Genomic DNA, 14,812 nt, shown 5'->3' with positions numbered 1-14,812 from the left:
CCTTTTGTATGATTTGAATTTCGTATTACCTTCGGAAATTCCACTCATCATTTGCATACCGTTTTACAGCTAGTTCATGTACGTATGTTTCTTGCTCTTCAGATAGTTGATAAGGCACTAAATCAATTTGCAACCCTTTTTCAAAGCCTCTTTTGAAAGCAACCTCTGCATCATAAATTGTAACCTTATTTTTAATTAACTCATTAATAGGAACCGCTTTTTGACTAAAACCTTTTAATAAACGATCTCGGACTCGCTCATTTGGAAATTTAAATAAATCAAAAAGTTTAGTTTCATCGAGTTCTAATATAATAGACCCATGCTGTAAAATGACATTTTTTTGCCTAGTTTGAGCACTTCCTGCTACTTTTCTACCTTCTACAACGAGTTCATACCAGGATGGTGCATCAAAGCAAACTGCTGAACGTGGATTTTTCAAATTTTCCTGGTCCTCCTTTGTTTTTGGAATGGCAAAATAAGCATCAAGTCCCAATTGTTTAAATCCTTCTAAGACGCCTTCTGAAATAATTCTATAAGATTCGGTAACTCCCTTTGGCATCTTCGGATGATTCTCTGAAACAATAACACTATATGTAAGTTCCTTATCATGTAGCACACCTCTTCCGCCTGTTGGCCGCCTAACAAAACCCAATTCATACTTTTTTACCGCTTCCAAATTAATTTCTTTTTCAACTTTTTGGAAATAACCAATAGATAATGTAGCTGGTTCCCAACCATAAAAACGAATGGTTGGCCTTATCTTACCTTTACTATGCCATTCTAACAACGCCTCATCTAAAGCCATATTATAGGCTGGTGAACACTTACCTGAATTAATAAAATTCCATGTTTCTCTCATGATATTCCTCTTTCTATTCTTGAATTATTATCATTAATCTATAGTATATATGTAACGACTGTCAAACATCTTTATCCCACTCTTAAGGTGCAGTAAGACCCCCACCTCAAAACGTAAGAAAATCGAGAAATTTAGGTGGGGGATTAACTGCCCCTTAAGGTCCGATATAGTATAACTTTCATCAGTGAAGCTGATGATTAGTTATTCTTATGCCTGTGGTATAAGTTGAACTAACAATCAGTGGGGGATGAAAGAACCCCCCCACTGATTGAAGTTCAGCTTTATTTGTATTCCTTCTTGATTAAACGAATGGATTAATTTATATTTGATAATATATTAATATATAAATAAAGGTTCTAAGTTGTTATTTAAGATTACATTCCTACTAGAACAAATTTCAAAAATTTTTTAGAAAGGTGCTGTCACAAAAGATGAATTGGATTTTAGCAATTATGACTGCCGTTTTAGTATATTTTATTGTAAGAAGGTTTATCAAACCAAAATACTTAACGGACCTAAATGAGGAAGAATTTCGTCAAGGTTATAGAAAAGCTCAATTAATTGATGTTAGGGAGCAAAACGAGTTTGAAACTGGTCATATCTTAGGAGCAAGAAACATCCCATTATCACAATTACGTCAAAGGTCTAATGAAATTAGACCAGACAAGCCCGTATACCTATATTGTCAGAATGGTACAAGAAGTATGCGTGCTGCTGAATTTTTAAAAAAGAAGCGTAGTTGTGAAGATTTAAGTCATTTAAAAGGTGGCTTTCGTAAATGGTCAGGAAAAGTCAAAAAATAGAAGGGTGACTCCAAGGAGTCCCCTTCATTTTTCATTTCAACTATTTTGATATTTTAGTACTGGTTTTCTGGCGGCAGTTGTTTCATCAAGACGCCCAATAACCGTATGGTGTGGAGCTTCTTGAACAATTTCAGGGTTTTCTTCTACTTCTTTTGCTATTTGTATCATTACTTCAATAAATTCATCCAACGTTTCTTTCGATTCTGTCTCTGTTGGTTCGATCATTAAACACTCTTCCACATTTAATGGAAAATATATGGTTGGTGGATGATAACCAAAGTCTAGTAGACGTTTAGCAATATCTAATGTTCTTACCCCTAATTTCTTTTGGAGTTTACCAGAAAGCACAAACTCATGTTTACAATGCTGAGTATAAGGTGCATCGAAATATGGTTGTAGGCGTCTAAACATATAGTTAGCATTTAAAACGGCATCTTCAGATACTTTACGCAATCCTTCTGGCCCCATTGTGCGAATATACGTGTATGCACGTACATTAATTCCAAAATTGCCGTAATAAGGTTTTACACGTCCAATAGTTTCCGGACGATCATAATCAAAATAATAGCGTTCTCCATCTTTTGCGATGACCGGTTTAGGTAAAAATGGTATTAACTCATTTTTCACTCCCACTGGTCCTGAGCCGGGTCCACCACCACCATGGGGCCCAGTAAATGTTTTATGAAGATTTAGATGAACTACATCAAAGCCCATATCACCTGGTCGAGCAATTCCTAATATGGCATTTGAATTCGCACCATCATAATAAAGTTTACCACCTGCATTATGAATGATCTCTGCCATCTCAATAATATTTTCTTCAAATAAACCTAATGTATTTGGGTTTGTTAACATTAATGCAGCTGTATCTTCTCCTACTACCTCACGTAAATGCTCTAAGTCTACTACCCCTTTATTGTTAGAACGTACAGTTATTGTTTCGAAGCCAGCAACTGTTGCCGATGCAGGATTCGTACCATGTGCTGAATCAGGTACAATTACTTTCGTACGATGAAAATCCCCATTCTTTTCATGAAATGCACGAATCAGCATTAATCCTGTCCATTCACCGTGAGCACCTGCTGCTGGTTGTAAAGTTACCTCATCCATCCCAGTAATTTCTGCTAATGAAACTTGGAGATCATATAGTAATTCTAGGGCACCTTGAACTGTATTTTCATCTTGGAGCGGATGGATATGCGAAAAGCCAGTTAATCTGGCAATATCTTCATTAATTTTTGGATTATATTTCATCGTACAAGAACCTAACGGGTAAAATCCAGAATCTACACCATGATTTCTCTTTGAAAGAGCCGTATAATGACGAATAAGCTGAAGTTCAGATACTTCTGGTAATTCTGGTTCCTCATCTCTAATAAATTGTAGTGGGAGTATATCGGTTAACTCTTGTTCTGGAATATCTAAGATAGGTAAACTATAGCTTATTCTTCCGACTTTACTTTGCTCAAAAATTAATGGTTGATTTCTCATTCTTTTACTCCCCCCAATTCAGAAACAAGATTATCAATTTCTGCTTTTGTTCTTAGCTCTGTAACTGCAATAAGCATATACCCATCTAATTCAGGGTAATCTTTTCCTAAATCATAGCCACCGATAATTCCTTGTTTGAATAACAGTTCATTTACTTCTTTAACAGGTTTAGTAAGTTTTATAATAAACTCATTGAAAATTGCCCTATTAGGGAAACCAATTGTAAAACCATTATTAATAAAGGTTTGCTTCGCATAATTTGCCTTCTGAATGTTTTGTAATGCCATTTCCTTTATCCCAACTTTACCTAAAGCACTCATAGCAACAGAAGCTGCTAATGCATTAAGAGCTTGGTTTGAGCAAATATTGGAAGTAGCTTTATCGCGACGAATATGTTGTTCACGTGCTTGTAATGTTAAAACAAAACCTCGCTGACCTTTATCATCGGTTGTTTGTCCTACTAATCTCCCTGGTACTTTTCGCATAAGCTTTGATGTTGTAGCAAAAAAGCCACAGTGAGGACCACCAAATTGAGCAGGAATTCCAAATGGTTGAGCATCTCCTACTACAATATCAGCGCCAAATTTCCCTGGTGGTTTCAATGCTCCTAAAGCCAAAGGATTACTTGATACAACAAAAAGTCCTTTACCTGAATGAGCTATTTCTTCAATTTCAGCTAAGTTTTCAATATTACCTAAAAAGTTCGGATATTGAACAATAACACAAGCCGTTTCATCATTATATTTTTCTTTTAAATCTATTAAACTCGTTATACCGTCTTGCATTTCAATCTCTAGCACTGTTAAGTTTTGGCCTTTTGCATTAGTTATTAGTACATCTCTTGCCTCAGGATGAACTGTTTTTGAAACAAGAATGGTCTTTTTCTTCGTCTGACCAGCGCTCATCATTGCAGCTTCTGCTAATGCAGTTGGCCCATCGTACATTGAAGAGTTAGCTAAATCCATTCCAGTTAGTTCACTAATCATTGTTTGGTATTCAAAAATTGCTTGCAATTCCCCTTGTGAAATTTCAGGTTGATAAGGTGTGTAAGCTGTATAAAACTCAGATCTTGAAATTACATGATCCACAACAGAAGGGATGTAATGTTCATAAACCCCGGCTCCCAAAAAAGATGTGTAGTTCTTACTGTCAGCATTTTTACTTGCCATTCTCACTAACTCTTTAACGGTGTCTGGCTCTGAAAGTGCATCCTTTAAATTCATTTCCCCTTTTAAACGAATTTTTTCAGGAATATCTGCAAACAATTCATCGATGGACATAACCCCTATCGTTTCCATCATTTCTTTCTTATCTTGCTCAGTGATTGGCAAATAACGAAATTTCAATTTACTTCCCCCTTATTAGAAATGTGTAAGGCCTACTCACGACCGTTTATAAAATGGTGTACTGACAACTTTTGCTTTTAATCGTTTTTTCCTAATTTGAACTTCAACTAAAGTATTTAAAGGTGCAAATTCAATATCAACTAATGCCAATCCAATATTTTTCTTAAGAGTTGGTGAATGAGTCCCACTAGTTACAAAACCAACCTTCTCCTCACCAACAAATACTTCATAGCCTGTTCTTGGTATTCCTTTTTCAATCATTTCAATACCTACGATCCGCTTTTGCAGACCTTTTTCTTTTTGGAGTTTCAGAATCTTTTTCCCAATAAACTCTATTTCCTTATCAACTTTTACAGCAAAGCCAATTCCAGCCTCAATAGGTGTAATATCTTTTGTTAACTCTTGACCGTATAAAGGTAGTCTTGCTTCAAAACGTAAAGTATCTCGTGCTCCAAGGCCACAAGGCATTAGCCCTTCGTCTTTCCCTACTTCTAATAATTCTCTCCAAAGGAAAACTACATCTTTATTATTACAATAAATTTCAAACCCGTCTTCGCCAGTATAACCCGTTCTCGAAACTAAAGCTTTTACCCCTTGTAAATCAATCTCATCTCGAAATGTAAAAAAAGTGATTTCAGCTAAATTTGTTTTCGTTAGCTTTTGAAGAACTTTCTCTGCCAAAGGGCCCTGCAGCGCTAATTGAGAAACTTGTTTAGAAACATTTTTCAACTCTACACCCGGCAATAATTGCTGTTCCATCCACTGAAAATCTTTTTCTATATTTGATGCATTTACAACAACCAAAAATTCATTCTCATCTCTTTTGTAGATAATTAGGTCATCTACAGTACCACCATCTTTATAGCACATAGCCGTATATTGAGCTGCTTCAACTTTCAATTTCGAAACATCATTCGTTACTAACTTTTGCAAGAAATTTTCTGCACCAATTCCTGTAATTAAAAACTCTCCCATATGTGAAACGTCAAAAAGACCAGCTCGTTCTCTAACGGCCTCATGCTCTTCTTTAATGCTACTAAATTGAACCGGAAGTTCCCAACCACCAAAATCAATTGTTTTGCCACCATACTCTTTGTATATTTCAAAAAGTGGTGTACGTTTAAAATCACTCACCAAATCCCTCCATTACTTCTAAATTTTATAATCCCTACATACTACCTTTACTCACTCTTCGCCCCAACGCCCAAATAAGTTCTATAGCGAAAGCCTTAGTTTTTTGTACTTTAATCCTTAAGCGAAGTTAAACTTAAAGTACAAGAAAAGCGCAAGCGCCTTGGTCACGAGCAGCTGCTCCTGTGCCACTCCGTTCGCTCGTCGCAAAGCTGCTTTGTAGTAATCCAAGTAGTAGCTTCACTGGGGCGGCCTTTGACAGAAGCCGCTCTTTGGCTTCCGCGTGCTTCTGCGTCTTACAGCAATGCTTCGAAGTAGGCTTCCTCGAAGCAAAGCTGCATGAAGCTATTCAGAGACGTTATTCATGTAGTCATTGAAGTCAGAAACTTGACTGAAGTGACCGAGCTCGTAGGCGCTGAAGCTAGACAGTTTCCGAGTTAGAAACTTATAAATTCTGATTATACAAAAAAGGACAGAGAAATACATAGTGATGTATTTCTCTGTCCTTAAACCAGAAAGTTTATTCTAAATTAATTAGAATTTTCCTCGTGGGTGGTCATTAATGACACTCTCCAGAGTTGCGTCAAACAAGAGTCTTTTTGCCTGAGAGATTCACGATAAAACGCTTGCTCCTTCGGCGCTGCATCAAAGCTAAGTTTCGGTTTATTAATTAATAACTCATAAACCTTTGCAGTCTCTCCCCTTGATCTCATCCGCTCCTATGAAATTGTTGTACTATTACTCATGTTTTCTCCCTAGTTTGTCAATACTAAACAATATGAAAACAATGAAAACTCCCTTACTCTTATCCTAACATTATCTAAGTTTCAATGGCAATCATTATTTTCACACAGTGGGTAAATAATAGCTGTGAGAGTATTACGTTTTTATTATAGTCATTTTTGAGTTTCAAACTTATTAAAATTTTAGTTTATATTCAATGAATTTCATAATATAGATTAAACGCCACTTGGATACTACATCTAGTTGAGTTAAACCGTTCTCAACTAGATGTGGCTTGATGTGGCTAAGTTATTGGCATTATGAAATCCACTCATTAATAAATTTATTCATTAAAGCTGAGATTTACTTTTCTAAGTGTAGAAGAAAGGAGCCGCATATCCATGAATATTACGATTAATTTTGATTCTTCATGGAAGGAAGGATTGCTTAAAAGGGTAGAAGATGACGGACCTTGGTCAAACTGGGAGTTATATAAACTGGCAATTGAAGCTGAAAATCACCTATCAATTAAAGAGTTTTCAGGATTAATGGCACCTAACCATTTACCTAATTTAACGATATTCCCTCACCAACTAGATGTAGCTAAAAAAGTAATTGAGGAAATGAACGGAAAAGCAATATTAGCAGATGAGGTAGGGTTAGGCAAAACAATTGAGGCTGGCTTAATCCTAAAAGAATATATGATTCGAGGCTTGGTAAAAAAAGCATTAATTTTAGTTCCAGCTTCTCTTGTATCACAATGGGCTCAAGAATTGAATCAAAAATTTTATATCCCTGCAACGCCTCAGCGTAAAACGTACGTCTGGGAACAATGTGATGTCGTTGTTGCTTCAATAGATACGGCCAAGAGAAATCCTCACCGAGACATTGTATTAAAACAAAATTACGACATCATTATAATAGATGAGGCTCATAAACTTAAAAATAAAAAAACAAAAAACTATGAGTTCATTCAAAGTTTGAAGAAGAAATTTTGTTTACTTTTAACAGCTACACCTGTTCAAAACAAACTTGAAGAAATATTCAACCTTGTATCCTTATTAAAACCTGGACATTTAGGCGATGAAGATAGCTTCGACAAAGATTTCCGGTCAAATCATCGTTCACCTAAAAATGATGAAAAGCTGCGGGAACTCATCAACAAGGTCATGGTACGAAACCGTCGAGATGACACTGGCATCGAGTGGACCAAACGAATTGTAGAAACAGTTACAATCTCATTTACTAAAGAAGAACAAGAGTTGTATGATGCCATTTCTTCTTTAAAAGATTTTACCTCTAATGATTCTATTATAAAAAGCCCTTTCTCCCTTATTACATTACAAAGAGAAGTGTGTAGTAGTAGAGAGGCCGCTTTTTTAACATTAAAAAATATGGTCAAAAAACTCAATGCTACACCTAATATGACAGAAAAAATAAAATATATCTTTAAGAAAATTGAAGAAGTTAAGACAAACTCAAAAGCTGAACAAGCACTAAAACTAATCCAAAAAATAAACGATAAGGTCATTATTTTTACGGAATATCGAGCTACTCAATTATACTTACAATGGTTTTTAAACCAACACGGGATTAAGAGTGTACCTTTTCGTGGTGGGTTTAAACGAAGCAAAAAAGATTGGATGAAAGAATTATTCCGCAACCATGCACAAGTACTTATTGCCACAGAAGCAGGTGGGGAAGGAATAAATTTACAGTTTTGTCATCATATCATCAATTACGATCTTCCTTGGAACCCAATGAGAATAGAGCAAAGAATAGGACGTATTCACCGTTTAGGTCAACAAAAGGATGTTCATATTTATAACTTCTCAACAGAAAATACAGTTGAACAACATATATTATCTTTACTTTACGATAAAATTCGCCTATTTGAACGCGTGATTGGTGAACTAGACGATATCTTATCTAGACTAGAATTAAATAACATTGAAGAACATATAACAGATATCCTAGTTCAATCACAAAGCGAGGGTGAAATTCGTGTAAAAATGAATCACTTAAGTGAACTAATTAAGTTAAATGAAGAAGGTGTAGTAAACGATGCAGCAGCAGGAAATTCATAATATATTAGAACGTTATTTTACGGCTAATGAAAGTACCATTCTTGAAAACTGTAGTGGCTATCTTCATGTTCAACTCTCCGTCGACCTAGACAAATTGCTAATGAATCGACCATTTTATTGGCATTATTTAGAAAAGACCGGGGGGACACCTAACCCCATGCAAATGTCACTAATTACCAACCCTAATCAGTGTAGCGAAGAAAAAAAAGGAGAACAAATCCATTTCGGTTCTCCTAGACTTCACCAAATTTTACAATCCTTGAAGCAATTAGGAACCTATATCCGACTATATGAACATATACCTAAGGACGACACGTTCCAATCTAGTGCGCTCCATCCTTGGCTTTGCATTAATACAAAGATTTCGTATCAATGTGATCGTAAGAAGGATATGATCATTTCATTAGGATTAAACTTAATAACAGGGGAAATAATACATGAATTTCATAACATGTTATTAAGGAAAACGGTAACTCCGAAAATTCCTGACTTTTGTTTTACCCTATCTCCTTTAATAACACCAAAAAGCGGTTTATTAAGACTAGAAAATGTCATACGTTCACTTATAGCTGAAGACGACCATCAATGGGCAGAAGATGCTTATAATCGTTGGCAACAAGACTTAAGACTTTTGGAGACATTCTATGAAGAAACAGAAGAAAAGCCAGAAAGCTACCATTTAGAAATAGAAGCCCTAAAAGATCAATATGAACCAAAAATAAACGTTCATATCATTAATGGCGGACTGTTTTACTTAAAGAATAAGTAAGAAAACATCGATGCGTTTAACACGCACAAACCAGCATGAAAATATATTACTTTCACAAAAGCGCATACGAACTTCTCATCTACCTCTATTGTCTTCTACCATAGCTTTGAGGTGGGAATATTACAGTACCTTAAGAGTCGAGTGGAATAATAAACGTAAAAAGATGACTATCGACTTCCTCCCTAGACGGGAGCGGTAAAGCGTAGTCATCTAACATAATTGTTTTATTTACTTTTCTTTCTATTTACGTTGAAAGCTTGAATAATTGCAAAGGGAATTAATCCAAACCATCGATAAGTAAACGGTAATTTATTAGCTTTCCTTTCTACTTTTTGAGCTTTTCTTTCTTCACTTGACGTATCTACATAACTCACAAATTGTTGTGTCACATATTTAATATAATCGTTTGTTTTCATTTAGCTTCACCATTTTTTTATTAATAGTATGACCAAAATCAAACTTCTTTATGCTAATAAAATAAGTTATCTTTACTAAAACAGATGGCCTACTTGTAGATATGGTTTTTACTCCCCATAAGCCCCATTATAGATCTATTTTAATTACCACTTCATTTCTCTTTCAACCAAGGTAAAACAGTCCCGACATCTGAGTAATAGTAATACATTATTTTTCTAGATCTCTGATTTAAAGTTTTACTTGTTAAAGTAATAGAAAAAACATCATCTACTTCTTTATTAATAACAAATATTACTTCTCCATTTTCATAATGGAATTTTCCTGACAGGTGGTTCTCATGTTGATTAACTAGATGTTGTTCAACATCGACAATTGCCATTTGCAAAAGGCGTTCAGCTGTATACATTTCACTAGCTTCAAAAAAATAATTCTTTTCAATTACATATTGGTTCATTTGAAAGGTAACAAAACTACAAACTATCAAAATGATTATTAGTGTAACAGGCATAATAAATCCTTTTTCATTGTTCAACATACATTCTCTCTAAAGGTAACAAATGAGTCACTCGCCTATTATGAGTATTATTAAAGATATCTGTAACCGTTATATCAATACCATTACTCCATTGGACAAAATTCACATCAACTACATTTTGCATAACAATTTCTTGACCTTTATTATTAACTTGCCTTCTAATTCTTTGCTGATGATAAGCATATGTGACCGTTTCATCATTACTTTTTTGTAAGTAAAGGATATTTTTATCAACCAGAATAGTAGCAGCTTGATGTACATCAAATGTAAGCTGCTGAAAAAAAGTTGATGTTTCCATCCGATGCAAAAGTTTCGGCTCAAATGTTATTATTCTAAAAAATTGAGGAAGTATTGAAGCAATTACGAGGAAAATGAAGAAAGCAATTAAAACTTCAATAGATGTAAAACCATTTGGTTGGTTCATTTCTTACCACTCTCACACCTTTCATAATGTCGATTATTTGCAGCATTCCAACTAATGCATACAATTAATTCCTTCTTCCCTTTAGCTTCGGAGAAAATAGTGAATATTGTATTCATTTCTGCAATTTGCATTTCATGAACTATTTTCCCTTCATAAATCCATTCAGTAATTACCTTTTCAAGTATGATAATTGCTCGTTGCTCTTGTTGGATGGACGAACGTTCCTGATAAACCGTAGCTAATGTAGGGAGAATAATAATAGTCATTATTGAAAGTATCATCAGCGATGTCATAACTTCAATCAAAGAGAATCCTTTACAGTTGTTCAATGTAAAACCTTCCCCTCCCTAAAAGTAAAACAAGTCTATAGCTATAGTCACCAATTCTAATTAATAATGTTCCTGATTTTCTAGCATTTCCATCTGGAAGAAAGGCGATATCACTTAAGGTCAGTGTTATTGGAACAAATGTAATATTATCATGGAATTTTCTTCTTAATATTATTTCTCCAGATTGTCGAACTACATACTCCTTCCCACTATTAAGAAAAATAACGGTTGTCGTTGCAGAATGACTAATAGCTTTTTGCTGTGCATAATGGAGATCTTGTTTTAGTTGAAAAATAAATTCATTTCGATTGATAGCCTCTTGCGCTCCTCTAAAATTACCTACAGATATAGATGTAACGACTGCAACGATCATTAAAACGATTGTCATCTCAAGTAAGGTAAAACCACGATCATTCTGAAAGATATTAACTTTACTCATTGACTTTCGCTACTACCCCTTGTCCATTCAAAATTAATTCAGTTCCATCTGGACAATCAATTGTGGTTACATAACCTTCAGATTTTAAAACCCCTAAACTTGATGGCAACTCACCATTTTCAATAAAATAGGCACCTACTTGTGCTTGTAATAAATCAATCGTCGCTTCGCAACCTCTTTCTTGAGCTATTGAGCTATTTTTAGACATATTTGGAATGGCAATGAGAAGGAGAATTGAGATAATCATTAATACGATCATCATTTCAATAAGAGTAAAAGCACGTTCATTCAAATAATATTTTCTGATTTTCATAAGACACCTCTTAATTATTTAATAACTAGAGACTCTTCTACTGAAAAAAAGAAATAAGCGGTTTAAAAAAAGGGGGGCAATGGGGGTATTTAAATATTCACCTCTTTCTCAATAATTTTGTGTACGTTTCATGAAGAGAGACCATTGAGGCAATAGTTCTTAAGATGAATGTTTCATCATAAGAATCCTACAAATAACATATTTGACATCCTCCAACAAAATTCCTTCATTTGTATAAAAAAAAATTGCAATTTTTTCTTTTTTTCGAAAGTGAATAAAGAGAAAAAAGGTAAATAACAACCGTGTATAAAGCGAACTTCAATCAGTGCGAGTTTTCGTTCATCACCACTGATGAAAGTTTTTCTTACGTTTTGAGGTAGAGGTCTTACTGCCCCTTGAAGAATGGGATAAAAATTACATAGTGCAGATATCACGCCACAATGATACTATACCTAATTGATTTTTCGCGTTTACAACCAGATATAGTTTTAATGGATGAATAATGAAATTCGCTCAGTTGTATTACCTTTTTATATTATGGTAAATTAGTGTTTAACACCTTGTTTACATTTAACATGATCAGGACATAATCGTTCACATTTGGATAAAGCTTGATAAATTGAACACCAAGATCTTTTTGCGTAATATACAGGTACAGATTGATCTTGAGCTTTTTTCTTTAATGTTTTTGCTAGATTATGATTAATATAGTCTGTTAAAACTAAAATTGAATCGATATTTTCTGGTATTTCTCGTTTTACCATTTGTACTTTCCTTCCATTCAAATGAATAACTTCTGAAAAACCTAATTCACCTAACTTTTGAGGAATTGTTCCAAGATGATCCGCTCCCACAACTAGTAATGATTTCATATTGCCACTCCTTTCTAGTATGTATTTCGTTATCAATATTATAAATGATAACGATTATCAATGTCAATATAATGTTAATTAAGAAGTTATTTTATAAAATTAGTAATATCATAACTAGATACAAGTGATAAGCTTAATGTTTTATATAATTGCAACGACATCTAACTCTTGTTTTTTTCATTAGAAGTCTTTCATTAACGTATATATAGGTAACATAATTGAGGTAAACATAAATAGTATGATTAAGCCAATAAATACAAACAATGTTGGTTGAATAATCATGAAAATTCTCTTTAATTTTTCCTCAAAATCTAACAATACCCACCTACCATAATAATTCAATTCACTATCAAGCCTGCCACTAGATTGTCCATGATCAACGATAAACGCCAACCCCTTTAAGAAAAGGGGTTCACTTAACAGTGCCTGGTGCAATGTTTGGCCTTTTTCAAGTTTCGATATAATAGCTGTTGCAACTATACTAATGTAGCCTAGTTTTTTTTGATCTTTAAATAAATTTAATGCGTCATAAATTGACATTCCGTTTTTAATTAAATAACTTAAGTTTGTTGTGAAGAAGTATGTTGAAATCATTTTATAAAAGTTACCTATCAAAGGTAACTTTGCAATAAACCTTGCTTTTTCAAAAACTGATTTTTTATTAAAGAAAGCAACAAAATAAATTGAACACGTGCTCATTATTATAAGAAATAGCAAAAAGAAAGTTGGGGTATTTTCAAGAGTAAACATAAACAATCGAGTTATTAATGGTAGTGAAATATTAAGTGTGGAAAAAAGTAAAGCAAATTGAGGAAATAAAAACTTGTATATTATAACGAAGAAAATAATTAATATCCATAACAAGAATATAGGGTACTTAAACAGTTTTTGAAGCTTCCGTTTATTTTCATCTGTTTTTCTTAATAGGTTCCCTCCCTCTTGTAGACCACTTGATAAATTTCCGTAGTTTTCTGCAAAGTGTACGAAACTTATGATATGTTCAGGAATTTCTAAAACCAACAATGCATCACTAAAAGATCTACCATTTTTAAGCTCCTCTAACAATTGATACATCATAGGTTTTAATTTTTCTTTGTCATATTTCAGAAACAACTCCAAAGTTTCTGAAATCGTATATCCTTGATCGAGAAGACCACCGATTCTTATAAGGAAATCAGCCTTTTCATCATTATTCCAATTTTTTTTCCTCATCTAGTTAACCACCTATCAAATTCAGTTTCGTAAACATACCCTAAAGCAATTCCTTTATTTATCACTTTCTCCAAACTTTCATATACAAATCTTTTACTAGAGTCGCAAAAAAATTCTTCTAATGGTTTTCCAGCTATTATTTCATAAACTGCAAGCCTTCTTTTTTTACGATTTATTTGGCATAATAAAGAACAATTCCCCCGACAAATAGGACACTTCAATTCTAATAGCCGTTGCGAAACTAATCCTATTACTGTTTCTTTGATATCATATTCAGCAATCCCAAATTCTCTAAGTCTTGAAATACATCCAATACAATTATTTGCATGGATGGTACTAATGACTAGATGACCAGTCATAGCTGCTCGAACAGCCATTTTAGCTGTTTGAGTATCTCTTATTTCGCTTATCACAATAATGTCTGGATCATGCCGAAGTGTCGCTTTTAGTACTTCTTGATAATTTAATCCAGCCTTTTCATTTATTTCGACTTGAATAAGACCATCTATCCTCTTCTCAATTGGATCTTCTATCGATATTATCCTCTTATTTTTAATTAAACTGTCATTTAATAAGGAATAAATAGTTGTTGTCTTTCCAGATCCTGTTGGACCCGAGAATAGTAATAAGCCATGTGCTTTTTTGAGTAAAGCTCTTATTTTATTTGTTTGGCTTTTGAATAAGGCTAGGTTTTCTAAAGGAATTTCGATTTTGTTTTGTGGTAGAATGCGTATGGCTAAACTTTCATGGGGTAATGTTGGGAGGGTAGATATTCGAAGGTTTGTTTGCTGTTGATTAATCGACATACATAATGATCCGTTTTGTGGTCTCCTCTTTTCTCCAATGTCCATTTTCGAACGAAATTTATAATGTGAGATAAGTTTTTCTGCCTCAGTGGTTTTAATTCTTTCAACATTTAATAATCGATGATCTACCCTCATTTGAACATGTGAATAATTTTTCGCCGGTATAATATGAATATCTGATGCATTGATTTGTATCGCCCTTAAGATAATAGCATTACTTTTCAATTCAATTGCTGACAATAGTATCACTTCCTTT

General features: G+C 34.0%; 16 protein-coding genes and 1 riboswitch. Of the genes, 3 read left to right on the top strand and 13 right to left on the bottom strand.

Features of this window, described 5'->3' with window-relative positions; all coding sequences use genetic code 11:
* Positions 1–25: 25 nt before the first annotated feature.
* The gene (locus BKP45_RS09470) at positions 26–859 is read right to left on the bottom strand and encodes a lipoate--protein ligase family protein (RefSeq protein ID WP_407639589.1); all 834 of its coding nucleotides are present in this window, start codon (positions 857–859) and stop codon (positions 26–28) included.
* A 431-nt stretch (positions 860–1,290) separates the two neighbouring features.
* Between BKP45_RS09470 and BKP45_RS09465 the strand changes: the two genes are divergently transcribed.
* Positions 1,291–1,662, top strand: coding sequence for a rhodanese-like domain-containing protein (locus tag BKP45_RS09465; protein WP_071389456.1), 372 nt, complete (start codon positions 1,291–1,293; stop codon positions 1,660–1,662).
* 36 nt (positions 1,663–1,698) lie between these two features.
* Here BKP45_RS09465 and gcvPB read toward each other — a convergent pair whose 3' ends face one another.
* From gcvPB to gcvT, 3 genes are read right to left on the bottom strand one after another with little or no spacing between them, the layout of a single operon-like run.
* The gene (gene gcvPB / locus BKP45_RS09460) at positions 1,699–3,153 is read right to left on the bottom strand and encodes an aminomethyl-transferring glycine dehydrogenase subunit GcvPB (protein WP_071389455.1); all 1,455 of its coding nucleotides are present in this window, start codon (positions 3,151–3,153) and stop codon (positions 1,699–1,701) included.
* A complete protein-coding gene (gene gcvPA, locus BKP45_RS09455) occupies positions 3,150–4,499 on the bottom strand; it encodes an aminomethyl-transferring glycine dehydrogenase subunit GcvPA (RefSeq protein WP_084787790.1) in 1,350 nt (449 codons plus the stop codon). The genes gcvPB and gcvPA overlap by 4 nt, the downstream gene beginning before the upstream one ends.
* Positions 4,500–4,535: 36 nt before the next feature.
* A complete protein-coding gene (gene gcvT, locus BKP45_RS09450; RefSeq protein WP_071389454.1) occupies positions 4,536–5,633 on the bottom strand; it encodes a glycine cleavage system aminomethyltransferase GcvT in 1,098 nt (365 codons plus the stop codon).
* 578 nt (positions 5,634–6,211) lie between these two features.
* Positions 6,212–6,343, bottom strand: a riboswitch (glycine riboswitch).
* A gap of 411 nt (positions 6,344–6,754) precedes the next feature.
* Between gcvT and BKP45_RS09445 the strand changes: the two genes are divergently transcribed.
* Complete coding sequence (locus BKP45_RS09445; RefSeq protein WP_071389453.1) at positions 6,755–8,440, top strand: DEAD/DEAH box helicase; 1,686 nt, start codon at positions 6,755–6,757, stop codon at positions 8,438–8,440.
* Positions 8,418–9,209 (top strand): YqhG family protein, encoded by a 792-nt coding sequence (locus BKP45_RS09440; protein ID WP_071389452.1) that lies wholly within the window; start codon positions 8,418–8,420, stop codon positions 9,207–9,209. Before BKP45_RS09445 ends, BKP45_RS09440 begins: the two co-directional genes overlap by 23 nt.
* Positions 9,210–9,433: 224 nt before the next feature.
* Here the strand turns inward: BKP45_RS09440 and BKP45_RS09435 are convergent, their stop codons facing one another.
* The 9 genes from BKP45_RS09435 to comGA all read right to left on the bottom strand — a co-directional run bounded on the left by BKP45_RS09435 (position 9,434) and on the right by comGA (position 14,796).
* Positions 9,434–9,625, bottom strand: coding sequence for a YqzE family protein (locus BKP45_RS09435; protein ID WP_071389451.1), 192 nt, complete (start codon positions 9,623–9,625; stop codon positions 9,434–9,436).
* Positions 9,626–9,777: 152 nt separating this feature from the next.
* Positions 9,778–10,161 carry a competence type IV pilus minor pilin ComGG gene (comGG, locus tag BKP45_RS09430; protein ID WP_071389450.1) on the bottom strand — a complete coding sequence of 128 codons (384 nt, stop codon included), beginning with the start codon at positions 10,159–10,161 and terminating at the stop codon, positions 9,778–9,780.
* Positions 10,148–10,585 carry a competence type IV pilus minor pilin ComGF gene (locus BKP45_RS09425; RefSeq protein ID WP_071389449.1) on the bottom strand — a complete coding sequence of 146 codons (438 nt, stop codon included), beginning with the start codon at positions 10,583–10,585 and terminating at the stop codon, positions 10,148–10,150. The genes comGG and BKP45_RS09425 overlap by 14 nt, the downstream gene beginning before the upstream one ends.
* Entirely contained in the window at positions 10,582–10,914 is a 333-nt protein-coding gene (gene comGE, locus BKP45_RS09420) for a competence type IV pilus minor pilin ComGE (RefSeq protein ID WP_071389448.1), read from the bottom strand. The genes BKP45_RS09425 and comGE overlap by 4 nt, the downstream gene beginning before the upstream one ends.
* Complete coding sequence (gene comGD, locus BKP45_RS09415) at positions 10,901–11,353, bottom strand: competence type IV pilus minor pilin ComGD (protein ID WP_071389447.1); 453 nt, start codon at positions 11,351–11,353, stop codon at positions 10,901–10,903. The genes comGE and comGD overlap by 14 nt, the downstream gene beginning before the upstream one ends.
* The gene (gene comGC, locus BKP45_RS09410) at positions 11,346–11,666 is read right to left on the bottom strand and encodes a competence type IV pilus major pilin ComGC (RefSeq protein WP_071389446.1); all 321 of its coding nucleotides are present in this window, start codon (positions 11,664–11,666) and stop codon (positions 11,346–11,348) included. Before comGC ends, comGD begins: the two co-directional genes overlap by 8 nt.
* A gap of 545 nt (positions 11,667–12,211) precedes the next feature.
* The gene (locus BKP45_RS09405) at positions 12,212–12,538 is read right to left on the bottom strand and encodes a DUF2325 domain-containing protein (protein WP_071389445.1); all 327 of its coding nucleotides are present in this window, start codon (positions 12,536–12,538) and stop codon (positions 12,212–12,214) included.
* Between the two features lie 180 nt (positions 12,539–12,718).
* Positions 12,719–13,750: a competence type IV pilus assembly protein ComGB gene (gene comGB, locus BKP45_RS09400; protein ID WP_071389444.1), complete on the bottom strand. Its 1,032-nt coding sequence runs from the start codon at positions 13,748–13,750 to the stop codon at positions 12,719–12,721.
* Complete coding sequence (gene comGA, locus BKP45_RS09395) at positions 13,747–14,796, bottom strand: competence type IV pilus ATPase ComGA (protein WP_071389443.1); 1,050 nt, start codon at positions 14,794–14,796, stop codon at positions 13,747–13,749. Before comGA ends, comGB begins: the two co-directional genes overlap by 4 nt.
* Positions 14,797–14,812: the final 16 nt, after the last annotated feature.

Source organism: Anaerobacillus alkalidiazotrophicus, from assembly GCF_001866055.1.
The sequence above is the reverse complement of the archived record's forward strand: the minus strand, read 5'-3'. Positions and strand labels throughout refer to the sequence as shown.